Raw genomic sequence first — 22,829 nt, 5'->3', positions numbered from 1 at the left:
ATTGGAACAATGCAAAAATTATCGAAACGAGAAGAGGAGATCATGCAGGTTTTGTGGCAACTTGAAAAGGCTTTTGTCAAAGAGGTCGTTGATCTGCTTCCGGAGCCCAAGCCACATTACAATACGGTTTCGACCGTCATCAGAATCCTGGAGGACAAAAAATTCATTGGACACAAGAGTTTCGGCAAAACCTACCAGTACTACCCCTTGATCGAAAAAGAGACTTATCAGAACAGTGCCATGGGAGACATGATCAGGGACTATTTTGATAATTCCTATAAAAAGATGATAGCCTATTTTGCCAAAGAGGAGAAGATCAGTGAAGACGAACTGGATGAAATTCTCAAAATGATCAAAAACAAAAAATCATGATGTTTTACTTATTCCATGTGACCATTCTGGTTTCCGCTTCCTATTTTTTTTATAAAGTCTTTCTTCAAAGGGAAACTTTTTTTCAACTGAACCGATGGGTGCTTACCGGGAGCATTGTTTTAGCCTTTTCGCTGCCATTTTTACAGATCCCTCAGGAATGGTCTTTGAGATCGGGGAAGGAAACCGTTTTTGCATTTGAAGGCAAAAACAAGGCAACCAGTCCGAAACCGGACCTCAAGTTGCCTCAGCTGAATGTCAAAGAAAAATCAAAAACACCTTCCAACGCCATGGAAAAGGTTCCCCAAAAGAATATTTCAATGAAAAAAACAGCGGTGGTGGAACGAGGTGATTCCCTGGTCAAAGCCAGTAGTCCGGCACCATACACATCGGTTCCGAAAAAATGGAAAATTTCCTGGATCACCCTGGTTCAATACCTCTATCTTACGGGACTTGTCGTCTTTTTGATGAATTTCCTGATCCAGTTAGGCATACTTCTTTACAAGAAGTACCGCCTGCCCTATATCCTCGATGGAAAAATCCGCATTGTTGAACTCAGGGGAGACGAAGCCCCTTATTCCTTCATGGGTAGTATTTTTATTAATCCCGAAAAATACGATTGGGAAACCTACGAGCAGATCCTTGAACATGAAAAAATTCATGTACGGCAGGGACACAGCATTGATATAATCCTTGCCGAAATAATGGTCGTGGTGCAATGGTTCAACCCCTTTGCATGGTTTCACAGGAAAGCTCTGGCAGACAATCTCGAATACATCACCGATAAGCAAATGTTGCATAAAGGCACCAACAGGGAATCCTACCAGATGAACCTGCTTCGGGTAGCCGTACCGCAACATGCGCTTCACCTGACTAATAATTACAATCAATCCATTTTAAAAAAACGAATTTTTATGATGAACTCAAAGAAATCATCCTATCGGTCGAGTTGGAAATACTTATTTTTAATCCCATTATTCGGATTTTCAGTAGCTACCTTAAACGCCATAAAAACAGCTGAAACATCCAATCAACTTTCAGCAAAAATTCCACAAGCCGATGCCTTCCAATCCGTAGACCAGATCCCCGGATTGCACACAACACCAGAAAACAACCCGAAACCTGTAACGGCAAGATCCATTGCAGAGCAATACAACCTGAGCCTGGACCGCTTTTCCACTGGTCACTGGACAGCTAAGATCAAAAACACTGAAGTTTGTTTTACATTTAAAGCGCCCTCCGAGGATTTCAATGGAAACTGGAAAAAATCAACTTGCTTCAAGGCCAGTGAATTTACACCGAGCCTGACCAATACATTGAATTCCTTCAAACTGGAACGCGAGGCTGGATCCATCAGTTTCAAAGGAATATTTACCGGAAAAGAAGGAGAAGGCACTTATGCTTTTACCGAAAACGAAACCTTTAAGGCCTACCTGAAAGAGGAAGGGTACCTCGGTGACGATGAAGATTTCCTGTTCCATTGTTTTTTTGGCAACATCAACAAAGCCTACCTGGCCTATCTTAAAAAAGAGAAATTTGACTTTGATGGCGACGACCTCCTGGCGCTGGGTCATTTTGAAATGAAACAGGAGGTGCTGGAGAAAAACTATGAAACATTTTCCGGATTTGGTTTCAAAAAACCTACCCTTGAGGATCTGATGACCATCCAAATCCACGAGATAAAACCGGAATACGTCAAATCGTTGCAAAAACTCGGGCTCACTGACCTGGATTGGGAAGAGGTGGCCGCCCTTTCCATTCATGATGTAACCCCTGCTTATGTGAAAAGTCTGCAGGATGAGGGTTTCACTAACCTTTCGACTGAAGAGGTCGTTGCCTTCGCCATTCACGATGTAAAGCCCGAGGATATCAAAGCTTTTAAGAATATGGGATTCAGGGATATGACTCCTGAGGATATCGTCGCCGCCAGTATCCATGACGTCACGCCTGAATACCTCGCATCCTTTGAAAAAGAAGGTCTCGGTAAATTGTCGATGGAAGAAATCACCCAGTTTGCCATTCACGATGTAAAGCCCGAGGATATCAAAGCTTTTAAGAATATGGGATTCAGGGATATGACTCCCGAGGATATCGTCGCCGCCAGTATCCATGACGTCACGCCTGAATACCTCGCATCCTTTGAAAAAGAAGGTCTCGGTAAATTGTCGATGGAAGAAATCACCCAGTTTGCCATTCACGATGTAAAGCCCGAGGATATCAAAGCTTTTAAGAATATGGGATTCAGGGATATGACTCCCGAGGATATCGTCGCCGCCAGTATCCATGACGTCACGCCTGAATACCTCGCATCCTTTGAAAAAGAAGGTCTCGGTAAATTGTCGATGGAAGAAATCACCCAGTTTGCCATTCACGATGTGAAACCCGAAAATATCAAGGCTTTTCAGAATATGGGATTCAGGGATATGACTCCTGAGGATATCGTCGCCGCCAGTATCCATGACGTCACGCCTGAATACCTGGCATCCTTTGAAAAAGAAGGCCTTGGTAAATTGTCGATGGAAGAAATCACCCAGTTTGCCATTCACGATGTGAAACCCGAAAATATCAAGGCTTTTCAGAATATGGGATTCAGGGATATGACTCCTGAGGACATTGTCGCCGCAACCATATTTGACATTACCCCGGAATACCTGGCATCCTTTGAAAAAGAAGGCATGGGCAAAATGTCGATGGAGGAGATCACGCAATTTTCCATCCACGATGTCAAACCCTCGGATATCAAAAAATTCAAATCGCTGGGATTTAAAAATTTATCCGCCGAGGACATCATCATGGCCACCATTCACGATGTCACGCCTGAATATATCAGTTCCATAAAGGCTTTAGGGTTTAAAGAGGCCACAATGGAAGAGTTCGTTCAAGCCAAAATACACGATATCACGGCTGAATATATCAAGCAGAAGCAAACAGAAGGTAAAAAAGGATTGAGCCTTGAAAAATACATTGAACTCAAAATCCATCCAATGGATTAACTTTCATGGCCTGAAATCAGTGGTTTTGTTACAGGTAGCGGGGTTCGGGTGAAATCACCCGATCCCCGCTACCTTTTTTCATTCCAAAGAACGGTAATTTTCAGGCATGAACCCTGGAGCGCAAAAACACAGAAAAACGAGATCTTCCTGTCCGGTATTCGTTATGCGCTGGGGCGCATTGGCCGGAATCACCACCGTATCCCCCGCTTTAACCTTACCTGCGGTTTTTCCATGGATCTCCATTTTGCCTTCGCCGGAAAGCAGGTAATAACATTCCAAACCATCAAGAGCGTGCAAAGCAGTCGTCACCCCAGGTTCAACCCTGGCCCTGGCGATGGATGCCACTCCTCCCGGTTGATTGAACAATTCAAGAATAAAACAACGTTCTTCGGAATAGTATTCATCAGCCTCCCGGGTGGGCAGGATTTGTGGCTCCATTTTTTAAAATTTTATGATTGATATTGGTTCAAAGATAAGTCTATTTTTCCCGCCTCAAATCATCAAGAGGCAATTCCATCCCCGGCATCACGTCTTCCCCGCTGAGCACCCGTCCCTGGAAACCGTTTACTACTTCAACAAACTTTCCTGAACGGTAGATATTTACCGTTTCCTCGTATGGATCGATGAGCCATCCCAGTCGAACGCCATTGGCCATCCATGTTTGGGTCATCTTATCCTGGAGCCTTTTCGGGTCGTACGATTGTGAGCGGACTTCCACAATAAAATCAGGCACGACTTTCAAAAAATCTTCGTCAGATGATTCCGGTACGGTAGCCAGTCGCTCCCCGGAAACCCATGCACAATCAGGGCATCGGATAGAACCGTCTGGCAATTCAATACCGGTGGAAGGGCTGAAGATTTCTCCGGATTTATGTTTTAAATACCAAATAAACAAATACCCGGAAACGGTAATTTCATTTTTTCCGGAACCTTTTTTTACAGGGGTCATAATAATGGTTTTCCCGCTTTGATCCCTTTCCATTTGCCACTCCGGGAAGCGGTCGGACAAGGCAATGAACTCCTCCCGTGACATTGGCTTGTGCAATGTTATCGGACCGTAATTCATCCACACGGTGATCGGATTATTGATGACTTCTGTTTCTGGCATATTTTTTATCGCTGGTGAAGTCATGCAATATACGAATTTTTGAAAATAGTTGCTTCAGCCCCCTACCGTCAGGCGGCCGTGACATTAACACGACTGACTTTAACCTCGTCGCTATAAATCAGTTTTTGTCCGCAAATTTCAATAGCATTTTTACCCCGTTGAAAACATTCCGACAAAAAATACAGGTCATTGGTCTTAGCAATAGCTCCCCCCAGCAATGCCTTTTCTTCCAACGACCAGGGTTCGTGCGACCGGGGGAAGCGCGCTCTTATTTCCCTCAGTTCAGGGGAGAGTTTTCCTCTTTTGGCCATAGGGATTTTCCCGATTGACGACTTTATCTCTGCCGCCTCTTGCTCGGTCAAATGATTAAAAGACTTCTTTTGAAAATACAACACCTGCTTCCAGGCTGCTTCATCTACAAAATACCGACGGACGATTTCCGGGTTTTCCTCAAAATAGATCAAAAAATGATCCTTGAGTTGAGCGTATCGGCAGTATTGGCTTTGGTTTCCGAAAAGAGGATGCTTTCGGAGTTCTTCTTGTTTAACTGCCTGGCTGCCTGTAAAAAACTGAGCCAGCCGGTGCGGATTGGGGTTTCTTTCGATCCCGAAGAAAAACGCCATGACCTCGACGATCTTTTCCTCTTCCAGGTGGACCGGGCCATATGTTTTTTGGCGATTGGCAAGTTTTAGGGTCAATACCGCTTCCTGCAATGCCCGAACGACCTCCTCTTCTTTTAAAATTTGATGTCCTTTTAATACTTCGCCGGTTTGAGGCACACTACCGGAAGCCAGGGCATCCAGGATAAAAATTGCTTTTTCTTTTTCCATCATATTGTTTTTTGGATTAAAAAATGGGTAAAAATCTAATGCCACAAAAATATGGGTCGTCCAAGAAAATAGTCGTAGAATAGCCGGTTAATGTCGTTTGTAGCCGGTTGTAAACGATTGCAATCGTTTATGAAGCACTAACCAGGAGAACAGATAATTTTTTTCAGTAAGAGGCGGGAACTAATCACGGCAAGTCAGGGTTTATGGATTCGTGGGTTTTCGGTTAGGGAACCAAAATTGATGCAAAATGAATATATATTCAAAAAGTAAAGACTGGAAAGAAAGAGTGTTTAATTCAAAAATACAGTCAAGAGCCATTTAGGACGCTACTTTTAGAAACTGTCGGCATGTACATTCAAGAAGGAAATTATTGGGGCGACACTTTTTGGGGAGTGGACTTGAAAAAAAGAGAGGGAGAAAATAATTTAGGCAAATTGGTAATGGAAATTCGTGAAAAATTAAAAACGCAATGAACCTTCAAATCTGTGAATATTATTTTTTTAATTTTTGTAGCCTGCTTCATACCTCAGGTGGCTCCGCAATACCACAACGCTAATTCAATTTTTTAATTTATCATTTTAAATTTATCATTTTAACGGGTTTGCTTAACTTTACCCGCAATGAATCTGCCACTACATATCGCGCGACGTTATCTTTTTGCCAAGAAGTCCACCAACGTCATCAATATCATCACCGGTATTGCTGTTTTCGGCATTTCCGTGGGCACCGCTGCCCTCATTCTTGTGCTTTCCGTTTTCAACGGTTTTGAGGATCTCATCACCGGAATGTATAGTCATTTCAATCCTGATGTGAAAATTGCCCTGGTCAAGGGGAAATTTTTCGAGACCTCCGACAGCCTTTTAACAAGCATCAGGGCGGTGCCAGGAGTCGAGCATGTTTCAGAGACCATGGAAGAAGTGGCCGTTTTTGAATATAAGGACAATACGGCCATCGGGGTTTTGTTTGGGGTGGATGAAAACTACACCCATGTACTGAGCATAGACTCCACCGTACGGGAAGGCAGTTTTAAGGTTTATGACGGCCATCATCATGCCGTGTTGGGGTTAGGAATGCGCAACAAACTCGGAGTGAACATCAACGATGAATTCAGCGCCATCAACGTATATATGCCCAAGCGTAAAAAAGTTGGCCCTTTTGAGCCTATGTTTGTCAAACGTTTTATCTATCCTTCAGGGACTTTTATGATCCAGCAGGAATTCGATAACCAATACATTTTTACTTCCCTCGATTTTACCCGGGAGCTACTCGGCATTGGTCATAAAGTGAGCTCGCTGCAACTCAAACTGGCCCCGGGGTTCGACATTCCGGAAACCCTGGAATCCATTGAAAAAATAATGGGCCCCGATTATACCGTAAAAAATAAATACCAGCAACAGGAATCCTTCCTGAAACTCATGCAAGTCGAAAAATGGCTGAGTTTTGCCATCGTCGGACTGATGATGCTCCTGATCTCTTTTAACATGATCGGTGCTTTATGGATGATCGTGCTGGAAAAACGAAAAGATATTTCCATCCTCAAATCAATGGGAGCAACCAACACCCTGGTACGCAATATCTTCCTCTTCGAAGGCATCCTTTTTACAGGCCTGGGAATACTGTCAGGATTTATCCTCGCCTGGGCAATTTACTACCTGCAGAAAACCATAGGCATCATTAGTGTTCCGGGGGACTTCGTCATTGAGGCCTACCCCATGAGTATGCACGTATTCGATTTCGTCATCGTCTCTTTTATCGTGGGAATTATAGGCCTGTTGGTATCCATTGCCCCGGCAATAAGGGCCATGCGGGTTCCGGCAATGATGAGAGAGGAGTAGAGGCTGGTTACTCGTTGCTGGTTGCTGGTTACTCGTTGCTGGTTTGTAGCATATAGAATTTAGGGATGGTTCAAAAATAAATTTACATTTTTCTGCGCTGGCTCCGCTTTAGGGCCGGGGCGGAGGAGTGGTAAAAGTGTAAATTTATTTTTACCGCGTTATTTAATCGAAAAGGATGCAAGGGGGAATGCCTTTGACCATAAATCAAAGGAATACTTCGCGAACTTTGCGCCTCCTTTGCGAACCTTGCGGTTAAATCCTATTCAGCGAAAAAACCATAATGGGGTAAAAAATATATTCCTTAACCGTCCTAATTGATTCTTTATGAAACTCATCATCCATCCTTACAACCTCGAACTGGCCCATACTTTTACCATCACACATGAATCCCGGAAATTCCAGGAAGGACTGGTGGTGGAATTACAGCACAATGGCTTTTCCGGTTTCGGTGAAGCATCAGCAACCACCTATTACGGCCAGACGCTGGCAGGGATGATCGACAAACTGGAATCCCTGCGACCGGTCATTGAATCCGCCACCCTTGATACGCCGGAAAGTTTTTGGGAAGAAATGTCCAAACACCTCGTGGGGCACCCTTTTGAACAATGCGCCCTGGATATGGCGGCACATGACCTGTACGGACAAATGAAAGGGCAGCCCACCTATAAAATCTGGGGGCTCACCACCGACCATTTACCCAACAGCAATTTTACCATCGGCCGCGACACCATTGAAAAGATGGTCGAAAAAATGGAAGAAAAACCCTGGCCCCTCTACAAGATAAAACTCGGTACCGACCACGACCTGGATATCATCCGGGAGCTGCGTAAACATACAGATGCCATTTTCAGGGTAGATGCCAACACCGCCTGGACTGCTGAGGAAGCCATAGAAAACGCCCCGCACCTGAAAGCCCTGGGCGTTGAATTTATCGAACAGCCCCTCAAAGCCAACGACTGGGAAGGGTTAAAAAAAGTGTACCAAAACAGCGTCCTGCCCATCATGGCCGATGAAAGCTGCCAGGTGGAATCGGACGTGGAGAAATGTCACGGACATTTTCATGGCATCAACATCAAACTGGTCAAATGCGGCGGACTCACCCCCGCAAGAAGAATGATCCAACGCGGACACGAACTGGGCATGAAGGTCATGGTAGGTTGCATGACGGAATCCTCGATCGGCATCTCCGCCATCGCCCACCTGCTGCCGTTGCTCGATTTTGTGGATATGGATGGTGCCCTGTTGCTGAAAGAAGATATTGCGGAAGGCGTGATCGTCAAACCAGATGGTGTGGTATATCCGGATCGGAACGGGATTGGGGGGAGGCTGAAATTAAAGGCTAAAGATTAAAGGAAAAAGGTTAAAAGGCATATAACTGAATGGGATAAAATTAGAAAAAGGGGAATCAAAAAATAAGACAATTTATACCAACCCAGAATTTCAAGGATTGAAAAGAATAACAATAATTCTGATTCTATTATCGACCATAATAATTTTAGGTTGTGACCCTGAATTCGAATTCGAATTTAAAGGCAAAATTATTAATAAGGCGAATAATAAACCCTTGGAAGAAGTAAAAATGGAATATACGCTTTTTCCCATCGAAAATTTATTTCATTGGCGGTCAAATGGATTGGGAAAAGAGTTAATCAAATACACGAATAAGGCCGGTGAATTTGAAATAAAATTTAGTACACTTACGATGACTTTTGATAGTTTAAAAATCATTCTAAATAAAGAGGGATTTAATGAGAAAATTCTAATTTCAGAACAAGATCAATGGAATTCAAAATTTGCGAGCAACCCCAGAAAATTCAGATTCAATTTCGGAAAAATCTATCTTGAACCTAATAAATAAATCCAAAAGTCGGATAAAAGCTCATACTCAACATACTGCAATACCAATCCTGCCCGGCACCAAAGGTCGGAAAACCCCGAATTTGAAACCATCAATAAGATATTCCAGAAGGGGTGATGGTCAAACCGGATGGTGTGGTATATTTGGATCGGAATGAGATTGGGGGAAGGCTGAAATTAAAGGCTAAAGATTAAAGGGAGAAGGCTAAAGGGCATATTACCTGAGTTTGCGGCATTCCTTTCAATTAAATATTTCCCCGTTATCCATTATCCAATTATATTCCAATGATGATGAAGCATTCATTTTTCCTGACCATGTTATTGATTTTTTCCGGTTCATGCCTTTCCCGAAAGGATCAATCCAGAACTTCTTTGTACGCCGGAAACCCGGTGTTCCCAGGCTGGTATGCAGACCCCGAAGGCATCATTTTCGGTAACGAGTACTGGATCTATCCAACCTATTCCGATGACTACGGGCAACCTGACCGTTCCACCGTATTTTCACCGGAGCAACAGGCCGCCCAGGAAAAGGCCATCAACCCACAATACCTCAAACAGACCTTTATCAATGCCTTCTCCTCGACGGACCTCACACACTGGACCAAACACTCCCACGTTCTGGACATCAGGGAGGTAAAATGGGCCTCCTACTCCATTTGGGCACCCTCCATCATCGGCGCCAACGGAAAATATTACCTGTTTTTCTCGGCCAATGATATCCAGAGCGATGAGGAGACGGGAGGGATCGGGGTGGCCGTCGCCGATGACCCGGAAGGGCCCTTTAAAGATGCGTTGGGCAAACCGCTCATTGATCAATTTCATCACGGGGCCCAGCCCATTGATCAATTTGTTTTCCGGGACGATGACGGGAAGATTTACCTTTATTACGGTGGCTGGCGGCATTGCAACGTGGTCAGATTAAACAAGGATCTGATAAGCCTGGGATCATTTGAGGACGGGACCGTGTTTAAAGAGATCACCCCCGATCAATATGTGGAAGGTCCTTTTGTTTTTAAAAGAAAGGGGAAATACTATTTCATGTGGTCGGAAGGCGGCTGGATGGGACCCGATTACAGCGTGGCCTATGCCATTGGCGACAGCCCGCTTGGTCCTTTTCGCCGGATAGGGAAAATTTTGAGCCAGGATCCAACGATCGCCACCGGCGCGGGCCATCATTCGGTGATCTCCATTCCGGGTACGGACGAACATTATATTGTATACCACCGCAGACCCGTCGGCACAAGCGACCCCCACCATCGGGAAACCTGTATCGACCGACTGACTTTTGACAAATCCGGCTATATCAATCCGGTAAAGATGACTTCCACCGGGGTCAAAAGACGACCGTTGGAAAAATAATTCCCAAGCCCTTTGCAGAAAAAAATCGTAAATTGAACATTTATATACCCGGAAATGCTAAAAAAAACAATTCTATTCACCGTCCTCTGCCTGGGGTTTTTTCACGCCCATTCCGAGGCTTATTTTGTTCACGGCACCAAGGGATCAAGTAAATCCTGGGATGATGAAATCAGGGCGGAAACCAGGATTATTTTTGGCTGTCAAGCCTATGGAAATGAAGTGGAATTGTTTGATTGGAGTGGAGCCAATAATACTTTTGCCAGAAAAATTGCAGCGGAAGAACTTTTGGCACATATTGTAAGCGTCCGGGTGAAATATCACATTACCGAAAAGACCGTAACCCTCGTCGGGCACAGCCATGGAGGGAACGTTATCTTATTGGCGAGTAAAAAACTGCACGCAATTTTAGGAGACGATGTAGAAATAAACATTGTAACCCTCAATACACCCAATGTGGTCGGAGGGGCCAAATTGGAAGACCCCGGCATCCATCACTACCATATTTATTGCCCAAAGGACAACGTAGTGCCTCATGCAGGGTTCAATAAAACAGGGATAAGGGATAAAAGCAAAGTCAATATGTCGGGGACTGATAAGGCATTGAAGGGGGAATTATCTTTAAAAAAAGACCTGGAAAGCGGAAAACAGGGATCTACATTCAGAACCTTTGACTCAGCATACCTTAATATTCCGTATAAAGACCAATATTTTCTAAAGGGCTTTCGCCCCATGATTCACCTGGCCAGACATCGTGGATGGCTGCCCAAAAATTTTCATCAATGGGTTCCTGATTTACAAAAAGCCGTAACAAATATTATCTAAACCCTAAAATTGAATCCTTATGTTTGGACTCATGCGCCCGGAAAAGAGCTGTGCCCATAAAACCAGTCAGGATTACCGATTCCATCGAATGCACTATTGCGGCACCTGTAAAACCATCGGAAGGATTATGGACATCGGTCGAGAATGCTCCTGAATTTCGATACCGTTTTTTTTGCTGAAATTCTTTCCCGTCTGGCCGGGGAAAACCTGGAAGAATGGTCGAATGGTTTCCAGGCCATCAACAAGTGCTTCACGATGCCCGACCAGAAGACTGCCTATAAATTGATCTGTTTCAGGTTTTCGATGCGGTTCCTTTCCAGGAAATCGTCGATGGTTTCAAAGTGTTCAATGACCCGTTTGTCTTTGAATTCAAAAACCTTTTCCGATAATCCCTGTAAAAAGTCCCTGTCGTGAGACACCAGGATCAGGGTGCCGTCAAAGGCCAGCAAGGCTTCTTTTAAAACATCTTTTGACTTGAGATCCAGGTGATTGGTAGGCTCATCAAGGATCAGTAGATTGACGGGCTCCAACAGCAATTTCACCATGGCCAGGCGGGTACGCTCCCCCCCTGACAATACCGATACTTTTTTGTCGATATCATCCCCGCTGAACATAAATCGGCCCAGAATATTTTTTACCTGGGTACGGATCTCCCCTTTGGCCACCTCATCAACCGTCTGGAAAACGGTGAGCTCCGGATCCAATAGCGAGGCCTGGTTCTGGGCAAAATACCCCACCGCCACATTGTGTCCGAGCGCACATTCTCCTTTAAAATCTATTTCGCCCATGATGGCTTTGATCATCGTTGATTTCCCCTCCCCGTTACGGCCCACGAAAGATACTTTTTCACCCCGTTCAATGGTGAGATTGGCATCGTTAAAAATAATCTGGTCATCATAACTTTTGGACAAATGTTTCGCGATCACCGGGTAATCGCCGGAACGGCTACAAGGAGGAAACCTGAGTTTGAGAGAAGAATTGTCCACCTCGTCTATTTCAATAATTTCGAGCTTTTCCAGCATGCGTTCCCTGGAATTCACCTGGTTGGCTTTGGAGTAAGTCCCCCTGAATCGTTCAATAAACCGCTGGCTTTCTTCGATGAATTTTTGCTGATCCTTAAAAGCTTTCAACTGGCCGGCCCGGCGTTCTTCCCGCAATTGGAGGTAATGGGAATAATTGGCTTTGTAATCATAAATCCTCCCCATGGTGACCTCTATGGTACGATTTGTCACGTTGTCGATGAACGCCCTGTCGTGAGAGATGACCACCACCGCCTTTGCCTTGTTGATCAAAAAATCTTCCAGCCAGATAACGGATTCGATGTCGATGTGATTGGTCGGCTCATCCAGCAGGATCAGGTCGGGTTTTTGCAGCAGGATCTTGGCCAGCTCAATACGCATTCTCCATCCACCACTGAACTCGCTGGTTTGCCGGGTAAAATCCTCCCTTTTAAAGCCCAGTCCCATCAGGGTCTTTTCCACTTCAGCATCATAATTGACCTCTTCGATGGAATAGAAAATCTCCCCCAGGTCAGTCACCTTGTCGATGATGGCCATATACTCCGGAGAGTCGAAATCGGTACGGGTTTCCAGGGCTTTGTTGAGCTGCTCCATTTCATCCCGCATTTCGAATACTTTGCGAAAAGCTTTGGCCGTTTCCTCAAATACCGTACAATTGTCTTCGGTAAGCAAATGCTGAGGAAGATAAGCGATGACCGCATCCTTGGGAAACCTAACGTGTCCCCTGCTCGCACTCCGTAAGCCCGCAATAATCTTCATCATCGTGGACTTACCGGCCCCGTTTTTTCCCATAAGGGCGATCTTGTCGTTTTCATTGATCACAAAAGAAACGTCTTTAAAGAGCGTTTGACCACTAAATTCGACCGTTATGCCATCTACCGAAATCATGTTTTTTTATTTTAGCCTGCAAAAGTAAAAAAAAGGCGTAAAGAAACAGGACAAAATTTTCACCCCTTATTAATTCGTTCCTTTCTCAAAACGAGAATTCCTTCTTGTAAGCCATCAAAAATTTATTAATTTGGGACTTTAAAATTAAGGCAGGGCAAGTGCTTTTTGAAAAATTAAAATAAAAACAGACAGAATGAACCAATACAATATTCATATTTTGGAAACCATTGCCGTAATCGCACTGGTATTATCATTGAAATGGGTATTCACCAAATTACTGGAAAAGATCAGGAAAAATTTTGGTCTGCAAAAGCAAAGAATAAAAATGGTGAACAAAGCCAAAAACCTCATCATTTACCTGATCGCTTTTGTTTCTATTTCGATCATTTGGGCCGTTGATCAAAAGGATATTTTTGTATTCATTTCCTCTTTCCTGACCATATTAGGCGTAGCCCTTTTTGCCCAATGGTCGGTTTTGTCCAATATTACCGCAAGTATTATCCTGTTTGTCAACCATCCCGCAAAAATCGGGGATCACCTGCTAATCCTGGATAAGGATTACCCGCTGAAAGGCAGAATAAGCGACATCGGGTTGTTTTTTATTATTTTAAAAACGGAAGAGGATGAAAAAATTACAATTCCCAATTCATTGATCCTCAACAAAATGATCAAAATAGTAACTAAACCGGAACCTAAACCTAAATCATGATTATTCCTGAAGAAAACAGAGAATTATTTGTTTTTGAAAGAGAAAACAATGAATGGAAAATCGCCCGGTATATGTTTAATAAAATGAGCCCTAAAGTGCAATAGCGGAGCACCGAAAAAGGTGAATTTTTAATTTCGGAACGCAAATGCGACCATTTTGACATACCATGCGACCATTTTGATACCATCCCGGGCATTTCCGCCCCCATCTTTGCATTGTCCTGGTTCGAAAGAGATTTTGATTTACTTCGAACCTGTTTTTTCAAACAAACTAAAAACAATTAATCATGAAAAAATTGCAATGGTGGATGCGTATTGTAGGTGTTTTTTACCTTTTATTGACCGTGATGAACCTTTATGGTCTTTTCATCAATCCTGATTTCGTCCGTTCGGGACTGCCGGGAACATTCAACTCAGATCCGCTGGCCGTGAGAAGCTTTATGGATGCCTGGATGGTTTTTGTATTCGAACTGGGTGCCATTGGTGCAGTGCTGGTTTATGCTTCAAAGGATCCCCTGGCCAACAAAAGCATGGTGTGGCTGATCATTTTGGCCGAATTGCTGCGCGGGGTATTGTGTGATGCCATCTGGATCAAAAACGGGTATGATGCCTCGGGGTATATTCCTTTTATTATTATCCATCTCATCATCATTATTACCGGATGGATATTCCTGAAAAATGCAGAAAAAATGGCAATTGCTTAATTTTAAAAGGTCTGAACAGGTTAAAAAAAAGCAGTTTTTATCATAAAATATGAGTCATCCCGAATTTTGCCGACCGGCAAAGTTTGGGATTTTTTTCAATAAATTGATTGTCAGTTTGAAACAGGTTACATTCAACTCTTTCAGAGTTGGCTTTTGTCCCTTTTTTGGCAGTATTTCATACTGCGTTATTGATATTTATCCCCATTCGGGGATAAATTTAATCTTCTTTTTAAAAATTAACTCTATTCTTAATCCATTTCCCGAAGGGAATTAACCTGCCTGCCTGCCGGAAGGTATTAATGGCAATGAATGTAATCCATTGAAAATCAAACAAAAACAATCTCAACTCTGAAGGAGTTGAATATATTGCAGATAAATATTGTTAATATATTTTCAGCATCCATTTGAATTAAAAAATTCGGGATGATTCATGTTTTCTATTTATCATACATCAAATCATAACCCTATTTCCAATCGATTTTTTAAGCGTTCATCTTAAACCATCAATAAAAGCGTTGTGAACATCGAAAAAAATGAGCCTATCTCAAACACCAAAGTCCACGGTTGGGTGCATCTTTCCTATCTGATCCATTAACTAAAACCGAAGCCATGAAAAAAATATGCTTCCCTTATAAATGTTTCCTGGTTCTGGCAGCCCTATTGTCCGTTGGTAAATTACCTGCCCAGCAAAATGCCGACACGCTTTACCAACCCGACATCGTTTCAAAAGCTTATCCCGAAAATAACGGATCTCTGATCTACATTGACCAGGGGCATCAAAACTTTCATACCAAGGATGGCAGGTTTTCACCTTTTGCAAAGCTGCTTAAGCAGGATGGATATAAGGTTGAGGGGTTTGAAGGTAAATTTGACCCCAAAAAACTCCGGGGCATAAAAGTACTGGTGATCTCCAATGCTTTGTCTGAAAATGCCCGGCCTCCCTTCACTGTTCCCACCGATAGCGCCTTTTCGGAAGAGGAAATATCCGCTATTGAGGATTGGGTCAGAAAAGGCGGCTCTCTTTTCCTCATCGCCGACCATATGCCCTTTGCGGGAGCTTCGGCCACGTTGGGCAAAGCCTTTGGTTTTGGTTTTTACGACGGTTTCTTATTGGATGAACACAACCGGGGCATTTTTGACTTTTCGCGAAACAATAAAATGCTGGCCTCAAATTTCATCACCAATGGCAGAAACAAAGCAGAATCAGTGGATACGATCAGGACGTTTACCGGTCAGGGGTTTAGCCTGCCTGATGGGGCAGTCTCCATCCTGGAATTGACCTCCGGATATCAAATATTGTTGCCGGATACCATGTGGGTTTTTGATGAAAATACCAAAAGGATGTCTGCCGAAGGATTATCACAGGGGGCTGTGTTGAATTACGGCAAAGGAAGGGTCGCCGTTTTTGGAGAGGCCGCCATGTTTACGGCTCAGCTTGCTGGTGCTACCCAAACTCGCGTGGGAATGAATGCCGCGGAAGCTGATGAAAATTTCCAGCTTTTGCTCAACATAATTCACTGGCTGGATCGTTTATATGATGAAGACAAAACCAACGGTGAGAAAAAACCATAAGTAAACTTCATAGACAAGATGAGAGATCAAACCAAACTATTGCTCGTCAAGCTGGCGCATACCCTGATCTGGATCTTTTTCGTGACCCTCATTTTTTACATCCTTTATTCCGGATGGGCCGATTGCATTAATGCCTACACATGGTTCGCCATCGGTTTTGTGCTACTGGAAGGACTGGTCCTGGTGGCTTTTAAAATGTTTTGTCCCCTAACGCTGGTGGCACGTAAATATTCAACTTCCGAAAAGGAAAATTTTGACATTTTTCTACCAGTCTGGCTGGCCCGCCATAATAAGGTGATTTTTACCACTATTTTCCTTGCAGGAATTATCTGGGTTGCGATACGGTTGCTGGAAAAACAGGGTTGATTTTTGTGATGATCCCCCGGATTAGTCTAAAAAACAAAATATCCAGGCGCATGTAAAAAAACCAATGCTCAAAGTTTATGATTAAGATTTATTGATTTTTACTTTGACTGCTTATCTTGTATCTGCAAACCATCAGGTTTGAAAAACCCACGATAAAAAAACACCATGACCAACAAGCTGTTACTATTGATCGGACTGGCTCTTTTTTCCTGCAAAAGAAAAGAGGTTACTTCAACCAACGATACTGCCGAAACGGATCCTATTACTGAAACCATTCAGCCGGACACCATTGCCACCCCGGCGGGATTCCAAAAAATCGGAGAGGCAACCGGTGACCTGGACAAGGACGGTCAGGAAGAAAAGGTGATGGTTTTCAATACCGACCGTATGACAGACTTTGGGTATGAAAGAGAAATCCATGTATTCAAAAAGGAGGAAGGTGCCTGGAAACTCTGGCAACGCTCCTCAACGGCTGTACTTCCCAGCGAACAGGGTGGCACGATGGGAGATCCTTTCGAGGACATTTCCATAGAAAACGGAGCAATCGTAATCAAACACCTTGGCGGCAGTCGTCAAAAGTGGTCATACACCCACCGTTTCCGGTTTCAAAACAGCAAGTGGGAACTGATCGGTGCTTCGGTTGAATTTGGTTCCCGATGTGATTATTGGGAATATTTTGACTACAACCTGTCGACCGGCAAAATCAATTACAAAAAGGAAACCGAAATTTGCGATGAGGTAACCAATGAGATGAAAACAACCGTAACGGCGGAAGAATCCTTTACCTTTAAGTTGAAAAAACTGCCGGTCATGGACGGATTCCGCCCTGGAGAAACCGGGGTCATGACACCGGAATCAGAAGAAACCATCTACTATTGAGCGGTTTAACAGGTTGAACCATTGATCCGAAACATTTGCTGAAATGGAAAAACTTTCTTTAATACTGCAATTGGCCGGCATGGCCATCCTGTTTTTGGGCATTCCTGTGGGGATCTCCCTTTTGATCTACCGGGTGATTAAAAAACAGAAAATCGATAAACGATGGATGTTTTTGGCCCTCCTCCCTTTATTGTACATGGGCTTTGGCATCTATGGCGGCATTTTTAATCCCAATGTTTTATATAAAAAACATTTCAAGGAAGTGACCGGGCTTGAATTTCCGGAAAATGCAGAGTTCGTGGACACTAAAAGTTGGTCATGGGGTCCTTATTCGAGGGAAGCTGTCACTCTTTCTCTTGTAAAAACAGACACCACATTTTACGACAACCTGCCATCGGCACTTGAAAAACATGGACTTTCCGAAACTCACTCCGACTTTTCCCAGGATTTATTGGAATTTCACGAAGTTCTTTATATGCTTAAAGATTACGATGGGCTGGAGCCCGTAAAAGACTATGCGCTGAAAAAAAACGGAAGGATTTACTGTCACCTGGTTTTCCTCTCCGACGGAGTATCCATGATCGTTTATGCCTGGCACGATTAAAAAAACCTCCCGGCCTGTCGGTGCAGGATGAACGGTTTACCAATGGGGAGTTGCTGGGTATGTTTAACCGCAAAGCACGCAGAGAAGACGCGGAGGGCGCAAAGCACGCATCCTGAAATCGACCGAAGGAAGATCCTCGTGCACGCAGTGCCGGAACCAATTTTGAAACAAACTGAAACCATTTTGAAACAAATAAATACCGATATCAACATGCCCGAATACCTCACCTTCGAAACAGAACGCTTGTTCCTCCGGCCTACAGCTGAAGAAGATGCCGCTTTTATCCTGGAACTGATGAACACCCCCAAGTGGCTCGAAAACATTGGCGATCGCAATGTCCGGTCCATCGAGGATGCCAAAGCTTATATCCAAAACAGGATCACCCCTCAGTTGGAAAGATTAGGGTTTTCCAATTACACCGTCATCAGGAAATCGGACGGGGCCAAACTGGGATCCTGCGGGCTGTATGACCGGGAAGGGCTGGAAGGAGTTGATATAGGCTTCGCTTTTCTGCCTCAATACGAAGGACAGGGATATGCCCTGGAAAGTGCCCAAAAGGTCAAAGATACAGGCATCAATCACTTTGGCATCAGACAGATCAGTGCCATCACGATCCCGGAAAATATGGCTTCCCGAAGGCTGATCGAAAAACTGGGACTGCAGTTTGTGGAAAAGATAAAACTACCGGATGATGACGCGGAGCTTTTGTTGTATAGGGTTGAAGTAGGATAAAATAATAAACTATCACCATAATGTAGGTTATTTCCGGAATTTTGATTCACTTTACCCCGTCAATTGGTAACAGCATTACCAGCTCGCCGAAAACGGACTGTTCGTTCTGAACCCAAATCATTTTTCATGATGCTCAATTTTACCATTATTGGAGGAGTTACTAAAAATCAGGGAAGAAGCCCAATTCGAAGCCCTCATCCAGGGGCTGGTGGATCAGCAATACGGCGTTTGTGACGAATTTCTGGAGGAATATATTCTGGCCGGGCTTCGGGGAAATCTCCAAAGGCTAAAAACAGAAGGTCATATGCATCCCGCAGGAGTCGGCAAAAAATTTGATTATCAGAAAAATGCCGTGGTCCGGGGGGATCTGATCCGCTGGATCGAAAAAGATTCAACCGATCCGTTTGAAAATTTTTTCATGCGCAAGGTGACTGATTTTGTCAGTTATCTGAACCGTACCTGTTACACCAGTATCAATGATTTCGAATTTCATTACGCCAATTACGAACCCTTCAGTTTCTACAAACGACACCTGGATCAGTTTAAAAGTGATAAAGGAAGAAAATTCTCACTTGTCATGTATTTAAATGAGTACTGGCAGGAGGAAGACGGCGGCAATATTTCCCTTTACCCGGAAGGGAACGACCCGGTAAATATTTACCCGGTCAACGGAAGGGTGGTTTTTTTTAAAAGCGATGAAATGGAACATGAGGTTCATCCCTCCTTTAATCGAAGCAGGATTAGCATTGCGGGTTGGCTGAAAAGTGTTTGAGCCTGGCAGACCTTTCATCGCAACACCCTATCCATTGACGAATACTATAGTTTTGAAATTTATGTATGCCTTTGTCATAAATTCATCAAAAAATCTATATTATCCCCGGTTTGGCCATCATAAATTCTTATTTTTCGGAAAAAGTTATTACCTTGACTAATCCAGGGTTTGAAAAACAGAATCCGTCGATCTGATTAAACCCATTGCGCTCCGTGATTTTAAGCTATATAAATGCCGACACTTTGGCATCGTGGTTTCAATAACCATACAGGAATATTTTACCAAACCATACCGGACATGAGCAACACAAACCTGGCAAAGGAAGTTTCTCCCTTGACCATTTCATTGGGAAATGAAAAAATTTCTTTTGTTCCCGAAACAAAAAAAGCCATTGACATCGAGTTGATGCTGCTGCACATTCCCTTATTGGCCACCATTGCGGCCTTTAGCCTCGATTATATCGGATGGCCGGTTTTCCTTTTGCTTTTTTATGTGATCGCGATGAGAATTTTCATTGGCAATCACGACCGGTACCATGCCAGCCATAAGGCGAGGCTCCCCCGTTTCCTGGAGGCCTTTTCCGAAGGGCTTGCCGTTGTGGTAACGCCCTGGGACGAGCCTTACGATTCTATCCGCAGGAAACACCTGAAACATCACACCACCCATAACCCAGGGAATTCCTCCTCCCTCGATTCCCATCACGACCCGCATTCCGTTTATGAACTGGGCGGTATCGTACGGGTATTCTTTTCCTGTTTGTTTTACGAGGAGATCCAGTTTTATTTTGACCTTCGGGATAAGCAGGTCACCCGAAGCAGACTTTACCGGTTTTTGATCTACATGCCGATTTTGGCCATATACATTTTTACCTTTGGCTGGGCAAAATTCGGGGTGATATTTCTGGCCATGAGAATCGTCGGCTTCACGGCCTGGTTTGTTTTTTCCTGGGCCATTCACCAGCCGCTGATCTATAAATTCGGATTTTCAAAACAGGTTCCAACCTGGTTTAAATGGATGTTCGCCATCATGCACGGAAGGCGGGTAACGGAAGGCTGCATTCACCATGCCACCCATCATGCGTGGCCCAGCATTCCTTTCAATCAATTACATAAATTTGATGTGAAAGCTTACCAAAATCCTGATGTGGCTCCTGAAATGAACCCCATCGGCTGATTCTAAAACCATCCATAACAAGGTCTGTAAACCCGGGAGGATAAATTTACATTTTGGTACAATCCGTTTTCTTGGTTATTTTTGCGGCTGATATTTTTACCAACAGCCTATCCTCATGGCCGTTGGTAATTAATTAGTTTATTTTGTACTCAAACCATACAATGCAAAAAGCGATTTTTCTGGTGACGCTGCTTTACTCAACCTTATTGAATGCCCAAAAACAACCCTTTGAATTACCACGTATCATTTACGACAAATTGGAAGAGACCGAAGGCACCAAAACGTTCACCAAAAACGGATGATGATTTTTAAGCATATTCAAATACCATTGGTTATTATAACCTTTCTTTTTCAAGTACCTATGGTTGCACAGGTTGAAGACTTACCTCCTCAACCTATGGATGATTATGAATATCTGCCCTGGTTCCCGGAAGCATTGGTGGCGCAACAACCGTCAAACATACTTCCCAATGGAATACTGTCCGACCCGTTGAGTTTTATCACCGACAGGATTGACACGGTCACCATTCACAGAAAACACATCTTTGAAAAAACGGATTCCACTCAAATCTTTGGTTTTGTTAGGAACGACCATCCGGCCTCCCCTTACCTATTAGCGGTAAAAAGAGATGTTAATTGGGTGATCATCAAAATGACCTCCTTCAAATATTTAAGCCTCGACGAAGTGAATTTTTCCATCGTCAAATTCAAAAAACACCAAGCTCCCTTCCTCCTGGTCATCGTCAACAGGAATGGCAATGTGTTCAGCCAATCAGGCCCAACGGTAGAATCAAACTGGAAGCGAACCCAGGTAGTTTCCCTCGTTAACCTAAACACATTTAACATGCCTTTACGCAATGTTTATATGGGTTATGACTATCAATATGTGACCAAACAAAAGGTCGATGACATTCGCCACCGGAAAACCCGGGCCGCCAATCTTTGGTATGAATACGCCTTCAATTTCAAAAGGGGACAACTCAAAATCACTCAACTAACCAATACGCTTGAAACGTCCGAACAAAAAGGAACTCAAGAGGCTATTTCCACCAACCTTACTAAAAATACTTGTGTTCCATTGCTAAAGCAAGGTGTATATAAGTTGAAGAATGGTAAATTTGTCTTTAAAAAATAATTTACTGCCGTACACATTTGGGTAATTAATCGAAAAGAGCATGATTTGCTCTCGCAGAACCCTCAGATGGAATAAAGTGACATCCCGGCAATTTATGCCGAGGACAGGTTACCGCACCTCTGGTCGGAAAAAGCGAAGAAAAAAAGGAATATCTAAAAAAAATCAGCGGAATTCTGCGGATTCTGCGTGAAATAAAAAGTGTACTGTAGAGAAAAAAATAATCCACTATGCAATCCGAAACGAACAACACCCCCACAAAAATATTCATCCAAAAAGGATTAATTCTATGGCTAATTCCGCTGGCCCTCTACACGATTATTTATTTCATCATTGGCCAATTCGGAGACTTCAAAACCGAACAAAACCAGGCAGGCTTTCTTTCCCAGGTAAACAAGCTTATCTTTATCTTCGGGATTTGTGGGATACCTGCCGTTTTGCTTTTGTCGCTGGTGATGAAGTTTGCCAAAAATACCATTGATCGCATACCCAAAAAATAACTTAATTGTATATGAAAAACCTGTCCAACATTTCCTACTTTTTCTTCGGGCTCCTCCTGGCCGTCACTTCCTACGCCTTTCTAAGGCTTTTCAATGACTCTATGGATCTGGATATCGGAGGATTTGGCAGAAATCGTTTCCTCAACAATGCCATTCCAAAATTCCTGATCCCTGCAACCATTATAGTTTTTGCCTTCTGGATCAACCAGGTTTTCGCCCATTTCAAAACCTTTGAATCTGAAAGCAAATACAATCAAAAACCAATGACCCTCCCACCTGTTTTATGGTGGATTCCTGTGTTAAATTTTTTCGGCCCGGTTATTTTCATGAATGAGCTGTTGGAAAATGCAGGCCGCGCTGAAATGGAAGCCGCACAAATCAAAAAATTGAGGAGCGGTTCCAGTTGGATAAAAACGAGTTTTATTTTGTTTTACACCCTGGCAATTCTCGGCTTCCTGTTTTATTACTTTTACGAAACCAATAAGGACGGCCACGACTTTTTCCTCAATATGCTGTTCATCTTTCTCATTACGTTTTGTATAGGAGCCATAAAGATGACTGCCGTGCTTAGAAAATAAAAACCGGACTAATCCAGTGCAATTCCGCC

Annotated in this window: 24 protein-coding genes; 20 read left to right on the top strand and 4 right to left on the bottom strand. The window is 43.5% G+C overall.

The genetic code is table 11. The features are described 5' to 3' along the window. The first annotated feature begins 9 nt into the window (after positions 1-9). Both H6571_17010 and H6571_17005 read left to right on the top strand, forming a co-directional pair. On the top strand, positions 10-372 hold the full coding sequence (locus H6571_17010) for a BlaI/MecI/CopY family transcriptional regulator (GenBank protein MCB9325441.1): 363 nt from the start codon (positions 10-12) through the stop codon (positions 370-372). Next, on the top strand, positions 369-3,362 hold the full coding sequence (locus tag H6571_17005) for a M56 family metallopeptidase (GenBank protein MCB9325440.1): 2,994 nt from the start codon (positions 369-371) through the stop codon (positions 3,360-3,362). Before H6571_17010 ends, H6571_17005 begins: the two co-directional genes overlap by 4 nt. Positions 3,363-3,440: 78 nt before the next feature. On the opposite strand, the gene H6571_17000 is transcribed toward H6571_17005, so the two are convergent. From H6571_17000 to H6571_16990, 3 genes are all read right to left on the bottom strand, one after another. Next, on the bottom strand, positions 3,441-3,800 hold the full coding sequence (locus H6571_17000) for a cupin domain-containing protein (protein ID MCB9325439.1): 360 nt from the start codon (positions 3,798-3,800) through the stop codon (positions 3,441-3,443). A gap of 40 nt (positions 3,801-3,840) precedes the next feature. Continuing rightward, complete coding sequence (locus tag H6571_16995; GenBank protein ID MCB9325438.1) at positions 3,841-4,470, bottom strand: Uma2 family endonuclease; 630 nt, start codon at positions 4,468-4,470, stop codon at positions 3,841-3,843. A gap of 68 nt (positions 4,471-4,538) precedes the next feature. Then, positions 4,539-5,303, bottom strand: coding sequence for a hypothetical protein (locus H6571_16990; protein ID MCB9325437.1), 765 nt, complete (start codon positions 5,301-5,303; stop codon positions 4,539-4,541). Positions 5,304-5,920: 617 nt separating this feature from the next. Between H6571_16990 and H6571_16985 the strand changes: the two genes are divergently transcribed. From H6571_16985 to H6571_16965, 5 genes are all read left to right on the top strand, one after another. Next, a complete protein-coding gene (locus tag H6571_16985) occupies positions 5,921-7,135 on the top strand; it encodes an ABC transporter permease (GenBank protein ID MCB9325436.1) in 1,215 nt (404 codons plus the stop codon). A 324-nt stretch (positions 7,136-7,459) separates the two neighbouring features. Further along, positions 7,460-8,485 (top strand): dipeptide epimerase, encoded by a 1,026-nt coding sequence (locus tag H6571_16980; GenBank protein MCB9325435.1) that lies wholly within the window; start codon positions 7,460-7,462, stop codon positions 8,483-8,485. A gap of 97 nt (positions 8,486-8,582) precedes the next feature. Further along, positions 8,583-8,993: a hypothetical protein gene (locus tag H6571_16975; protein MCB9325434.1), complete on the top strand. Its 411-nt coding sequence runs from the start codon at positions 8,583-8,585 to the stop codon at positions 8,991-8,993. Positions 8,994-9,277: 284 nt separating this feature from the next. Beyond that, the gene (locus H6571_16970; GenBank protein ID MCB9325433.1) at positions 9,278-10,351 is read left to right on the top strand and encodes a family 43 glycosylhydrolase; all 1,074 of its coding nucleotides are present in this window, start codon (positions 9,278-9,280) and stop codon (positions 10,349-10,351) included. A 54-nt stretch (positions 10,352-10,405) separates the two neighbouring features. Next, a complete protein-coding gene (locus H6571_16965) occupies positions 10,406-11,173 on the top strand; it encodes a hypothetical protein (GenBank protein ID MCB9325432.1) in 768 nt (255 codons plus the stop codon). Between the two features lie 275 nt (positions 11,174-11,448). On the opposite strand, the gene H6571_16960 is transcribed toward H6571_16965, so the two are convergent. Further along, positions 11,449-13,080, bottom strand: coding sequence for an ABC-F family ATP-binding cassette domain-containing protein (locus tag H6571_16960; protein MCB9325431.1), 1,632 nt, complete (start codon positions 13,078-13,080; stop codon positions 11,449-11,451). A 193-nt stretch (positions 13,081-13,273) separates the two neighbouring features. Here H6571_16960 and H6571_16955 point away from each other — a divergent pair, with 193 nt between their 5' ends. The 13 genes from H6571_16955 (at position 13,274) to H6571_16895 (ending at position 22,800) form a co-directional block, all read left to right on the top strand. After that, positions 13,274-13,789 (top strand): mechanosensitive ion channel, encoded by a 516-nt coding sequence (locus tag H6571_16955; protein MCB9325430.1) that lies wholly within the window; start codon positions 13,274-13,276, stop codon positions 13,787-13,789. A gap of 286 nt (positions 13,790-14,075) precedes the next feature. Beyond that, positions 14,076-14,492 (top strand): BphX family protein, encoded by a 417-nt coding sequence (gene bphX / locus H6571_16950; protein ID MCB9325429.1) that lies wholly within the window; start codon positions 14,076-14,078, stop codon positions 14,490-14,492. A gap of 609 nt (positions 14,493-15,101) precedes the next feature. Further along, on the top strand, positions 15,102-16,064 hold the full coding sequence (locus H6571_16945) for a DUF4350 domain-containing protein (protein MCB9325428.1): 963 nt from the start codon (positions 15,102-15,104) through the stop codon (positions 16,062-16,064). Between the two features lie 18 nt (positions 16,065-16,082). Further along, positions 16,083-16,430 (top strand): hypothetical protein, encoded by a 348-nt coding sequence (locus H6571_16940; GenBank protein ID MCB9325427.1) that lies wholly within the window; start codon positions 16,083-16,085, stop codon positions 16,428-16,430. A 165-nt stretch (positions 16,431-16,595) separates the two neighbouring features. Beyond that, positions 16,596-17,309 carry a hypothetical protein gene (locus H6571_16935; protein ID MCB9325426.1) on the top strand — a complete coding sequence of 238 codons (714 nt, stop codon included), beginning with the start codon at positions 16,596-16,598 and terminating at the stop codon, positions 17,307-17,309. A gap of 43 nt (positions 17,310-17,352) precedes the next feature. Then, positions 17,353-17,913: a hypothetical protein gene (locus H6571_16930; GenBank protein ID MCB9325425.1), complete on the top strand. Its 561-nt coding sequence runs from the start codon at positions 17,353-17,355 to the stop codon at positions 17,911-17,913. A gap of 210 nt (positions 17,914-18,123) precedes the next feature. Further along, on the top strand, positions 18,124-18,645 hold the full coding sequence (locus H6571_16925; protein ID MCB9325424.1) for a GNAT family N-acetyltransferase: 522 nt from the start codon (positions 18,124-18,126) through the stop codon (positions 18,643-18,645). 136 nt (positions 18,646-18,781) lie between these two features. Beyond that, a complete protein-coding gene (locus H6571_16920; GenBank protein MCB9325423.1) occupies positions 18,782-19,417 on the top strand; it encodes a 2OG-Fe(II) oxygenase in 636 nt (211 codons plus the stop codon). A 297-nt stretch (positions 19,418-19,714) separates the two neighbouring features. Further along, the gene (locus H6571_16915; GenBank protein MCB9325422.1) at positions 19,715-20,590 is read left to right on the top strand and encodes a fatty acid desaturase; all 876 of its coding nucleotides are present in this window, start codon (positions 19,715-19,717) and stop codon (positions 20,588-20,590) included. A 161-nt stretch (positions 20,591-20,751) separates the two neighbouring features. Then, positions 20,752-20,892, top strand: a complete 141-nt coding sequence (locus tag H6571_16910) for a hypothetical protein (protein MCB9325421.1) — start codon at positions 20,752-20,754, stop codon at positions 20,890-20,892. Further along, positions 20,889-21,725: a hypothetical protein gene (locus H6571_16905; protein ID MCB9325420.1), complete on the top strand. Its 837-nt coding sequence runs from the start codon at positions 20,889-20,891 to the stop codon at positions 21,723-21,725. The genes H6571_16910 and H6571_16905 overlap by 4 nt, the downstream gene beginning before the upstream one ends. Positions 21,726-21,952: 227 nt before the next feature. Beyond that, positions 21,953-22,222, top strand: coding sequence for a hypothetical protein (locus H6571_16900; GenBank protein MCB9325419.1), 270 nt, complete (start codon positions 21,953-21,955; stop codon positions 22,220-22,222). A gap of 11 nt (positions 22,223-22,233) precedes the next feature. After that, entirely contained in the window at positions 22,234-22,800 is a 567-nt protein-coding gene (locus H6571_16895) for a hypothetical protein (GenBank protein ID MCB9325418.1), read from the top strand. Positions 22,801-22,829: the final 29 nt, after the last annotated feature.

This window comes from Lewinellaceae bacterium (assembly GCA_020636105.1).
Lineage (GTDB): Bacteria > Bacteroidota > Bacteroidia > Chitinophagales > Saprospiraceae > BCD1.
Note: the sequence above shows the minus strand (reverse complement) of the source record. Positions and strands in the feature narration are given on the sequence as shown.

Bases quoted from the DNA above. Each gene is read 5' to 3' on its own strand.
- H6571_16965 (MCB9325432.1), top strand. From the start codon at position 10,406: ATGCTAAAAAAAACAATTCTATTCACCGTCCTCTGCCTGGGGTTTTTT.
- H6571_16940 (MCB9325427.1), top strand. From the start codon at position 16,083: ATGAGAGATCAAACCAAACTATTGCTCGTCAAGCTGGCGCATACCCTG.
- H6571_16970 (MCB9325433.1), top strand. From the start codon at position 9,278: ATGATGATGAAGCATTCATTTTTCCTGACCATGTTATTGATTTTTTCC.
- H6571_16995 (MCB9325438.1), bottom strand. From the start codon at position 4,470: ATGCCAGAAACAGAAGTCATCAATAATCCGATCACCGTGTGGATGAAT.
- H6571_17005 (MCB9325440.1), top strand. From the start codon at position 369: ATGATGTTTTACTTATTCCATGTGACCATTCTGGTTTCCGCTTCCTAT.
- H6571_16985 (MCB9325436.1), top strand. From the start codon at position 5,921: ATGAATCTGCCACTACATATCGCGCGACGTTATCTTTTTGCCAAGAAG.
- H6571_16935 (MCB9325426.1), top strand. From the start codon at position 16,596: ATGACCAACAAGCTGTTACTATTGATCGGACTGGCTCTTTTTTCCTGC.
- H6571_16905 (MCB9325420.1), top strand. From the start codon at position 20,889: ATGATGATTTTTAAGCATATTCAAATACCATTGGTTATTATAACCTTT.
- H6571_17000 (MCB9325439.1), bottom strand. From the start codon at position 3,800: ATGGAGCCACAAATCCTGCCCACCCGGGAGGCTGATGAATACTATTCC.
- H6571_16915 (MCB9325422.1), top strand. From the start codon at position 19,715: ATGAGCAACACAAACCTGGCAAAGGAAGTTTCTCCCTTGACCATTTCA.
- H6571_16955 (MCB9325430.1), top strand. From the start codon at position 13,274: ATGAACCAATACAATATTCATATTTTGGAAACCATTGCCGTAATCGCA.
- bphX (MCB9325429.1), top strand. From the start codon at position 14,076: ATGAAAAAATTGCAATGGTGGATGCGTATTGTAGGTGTTTTTTACCTT.
- H6571_16945 (MCB9325428.1), top strand. From the start codon at position 15,102: ATGAAAAAAATATGCTTCCCTTATAAATGTTTCCTGGTTCTGGCAGCC.
- H6571_16930 (MCB9325425.1), top strand. From the start codon at position 17,353: ATGGAAAAACTTTCTTTAATACTGCAATTGGCCGGCATGGCCATCCTG.
- H6571_16895 (MCB9325418.1), top strand. From the start codon at position 22,234: ATGAAAAACCTGTCCAACATTTCCTACTTTTTCTTCGGGCTCCTCCTG.
- H6571_16990 (MCB9325437.1), bottom strand. From the start codon at position 5,303: ATGATGGAAAAAGAAAAAGCAATTTTTATCCTGGATGCCCTGGCTTCC.
- H6571_16980 (MCB9325435.1), top strand. From the start codon at position 7,460: ATGAAACTCATCATCCATCCTTACAACCTCGAACTGGCCCATACTTTT.
- H6571_17010 (MCB9325441.1), top strand. From the start codon at position 10: ATGCAAAAATTATCGAAACGAGAAGAGGAGATCATGCAGGTTTTGTGG.
- H6571_16900 (MCB9325419.1), top strand. From the start codon at position 21,953: ATGCAATCCGAAACGAACAACACCCCCACAAAAATATTCATCCAAAAA.
- H6571_16910 (MCB9325421.1), top strand. From the start codon at position 20,752: ATGCAAAAAGCGATTTTTCTGGTGACGCTGCTTTACTCAACCTTATTG.
- H6571_16925 (MCB9325424.1), top strand. From the start codon at position 18,124: ATGCCCGAATACCTCACCTTCGAAACAGAACGCTTGTTCCTCCGGCCT.
- H6571_16960 (MCB9325431.1), bottom strand. From the start codon at position 13,080: ATGATTTCGGTAGATGGCATAACGGTCGAATTTAGTGGTCAAACGCTC.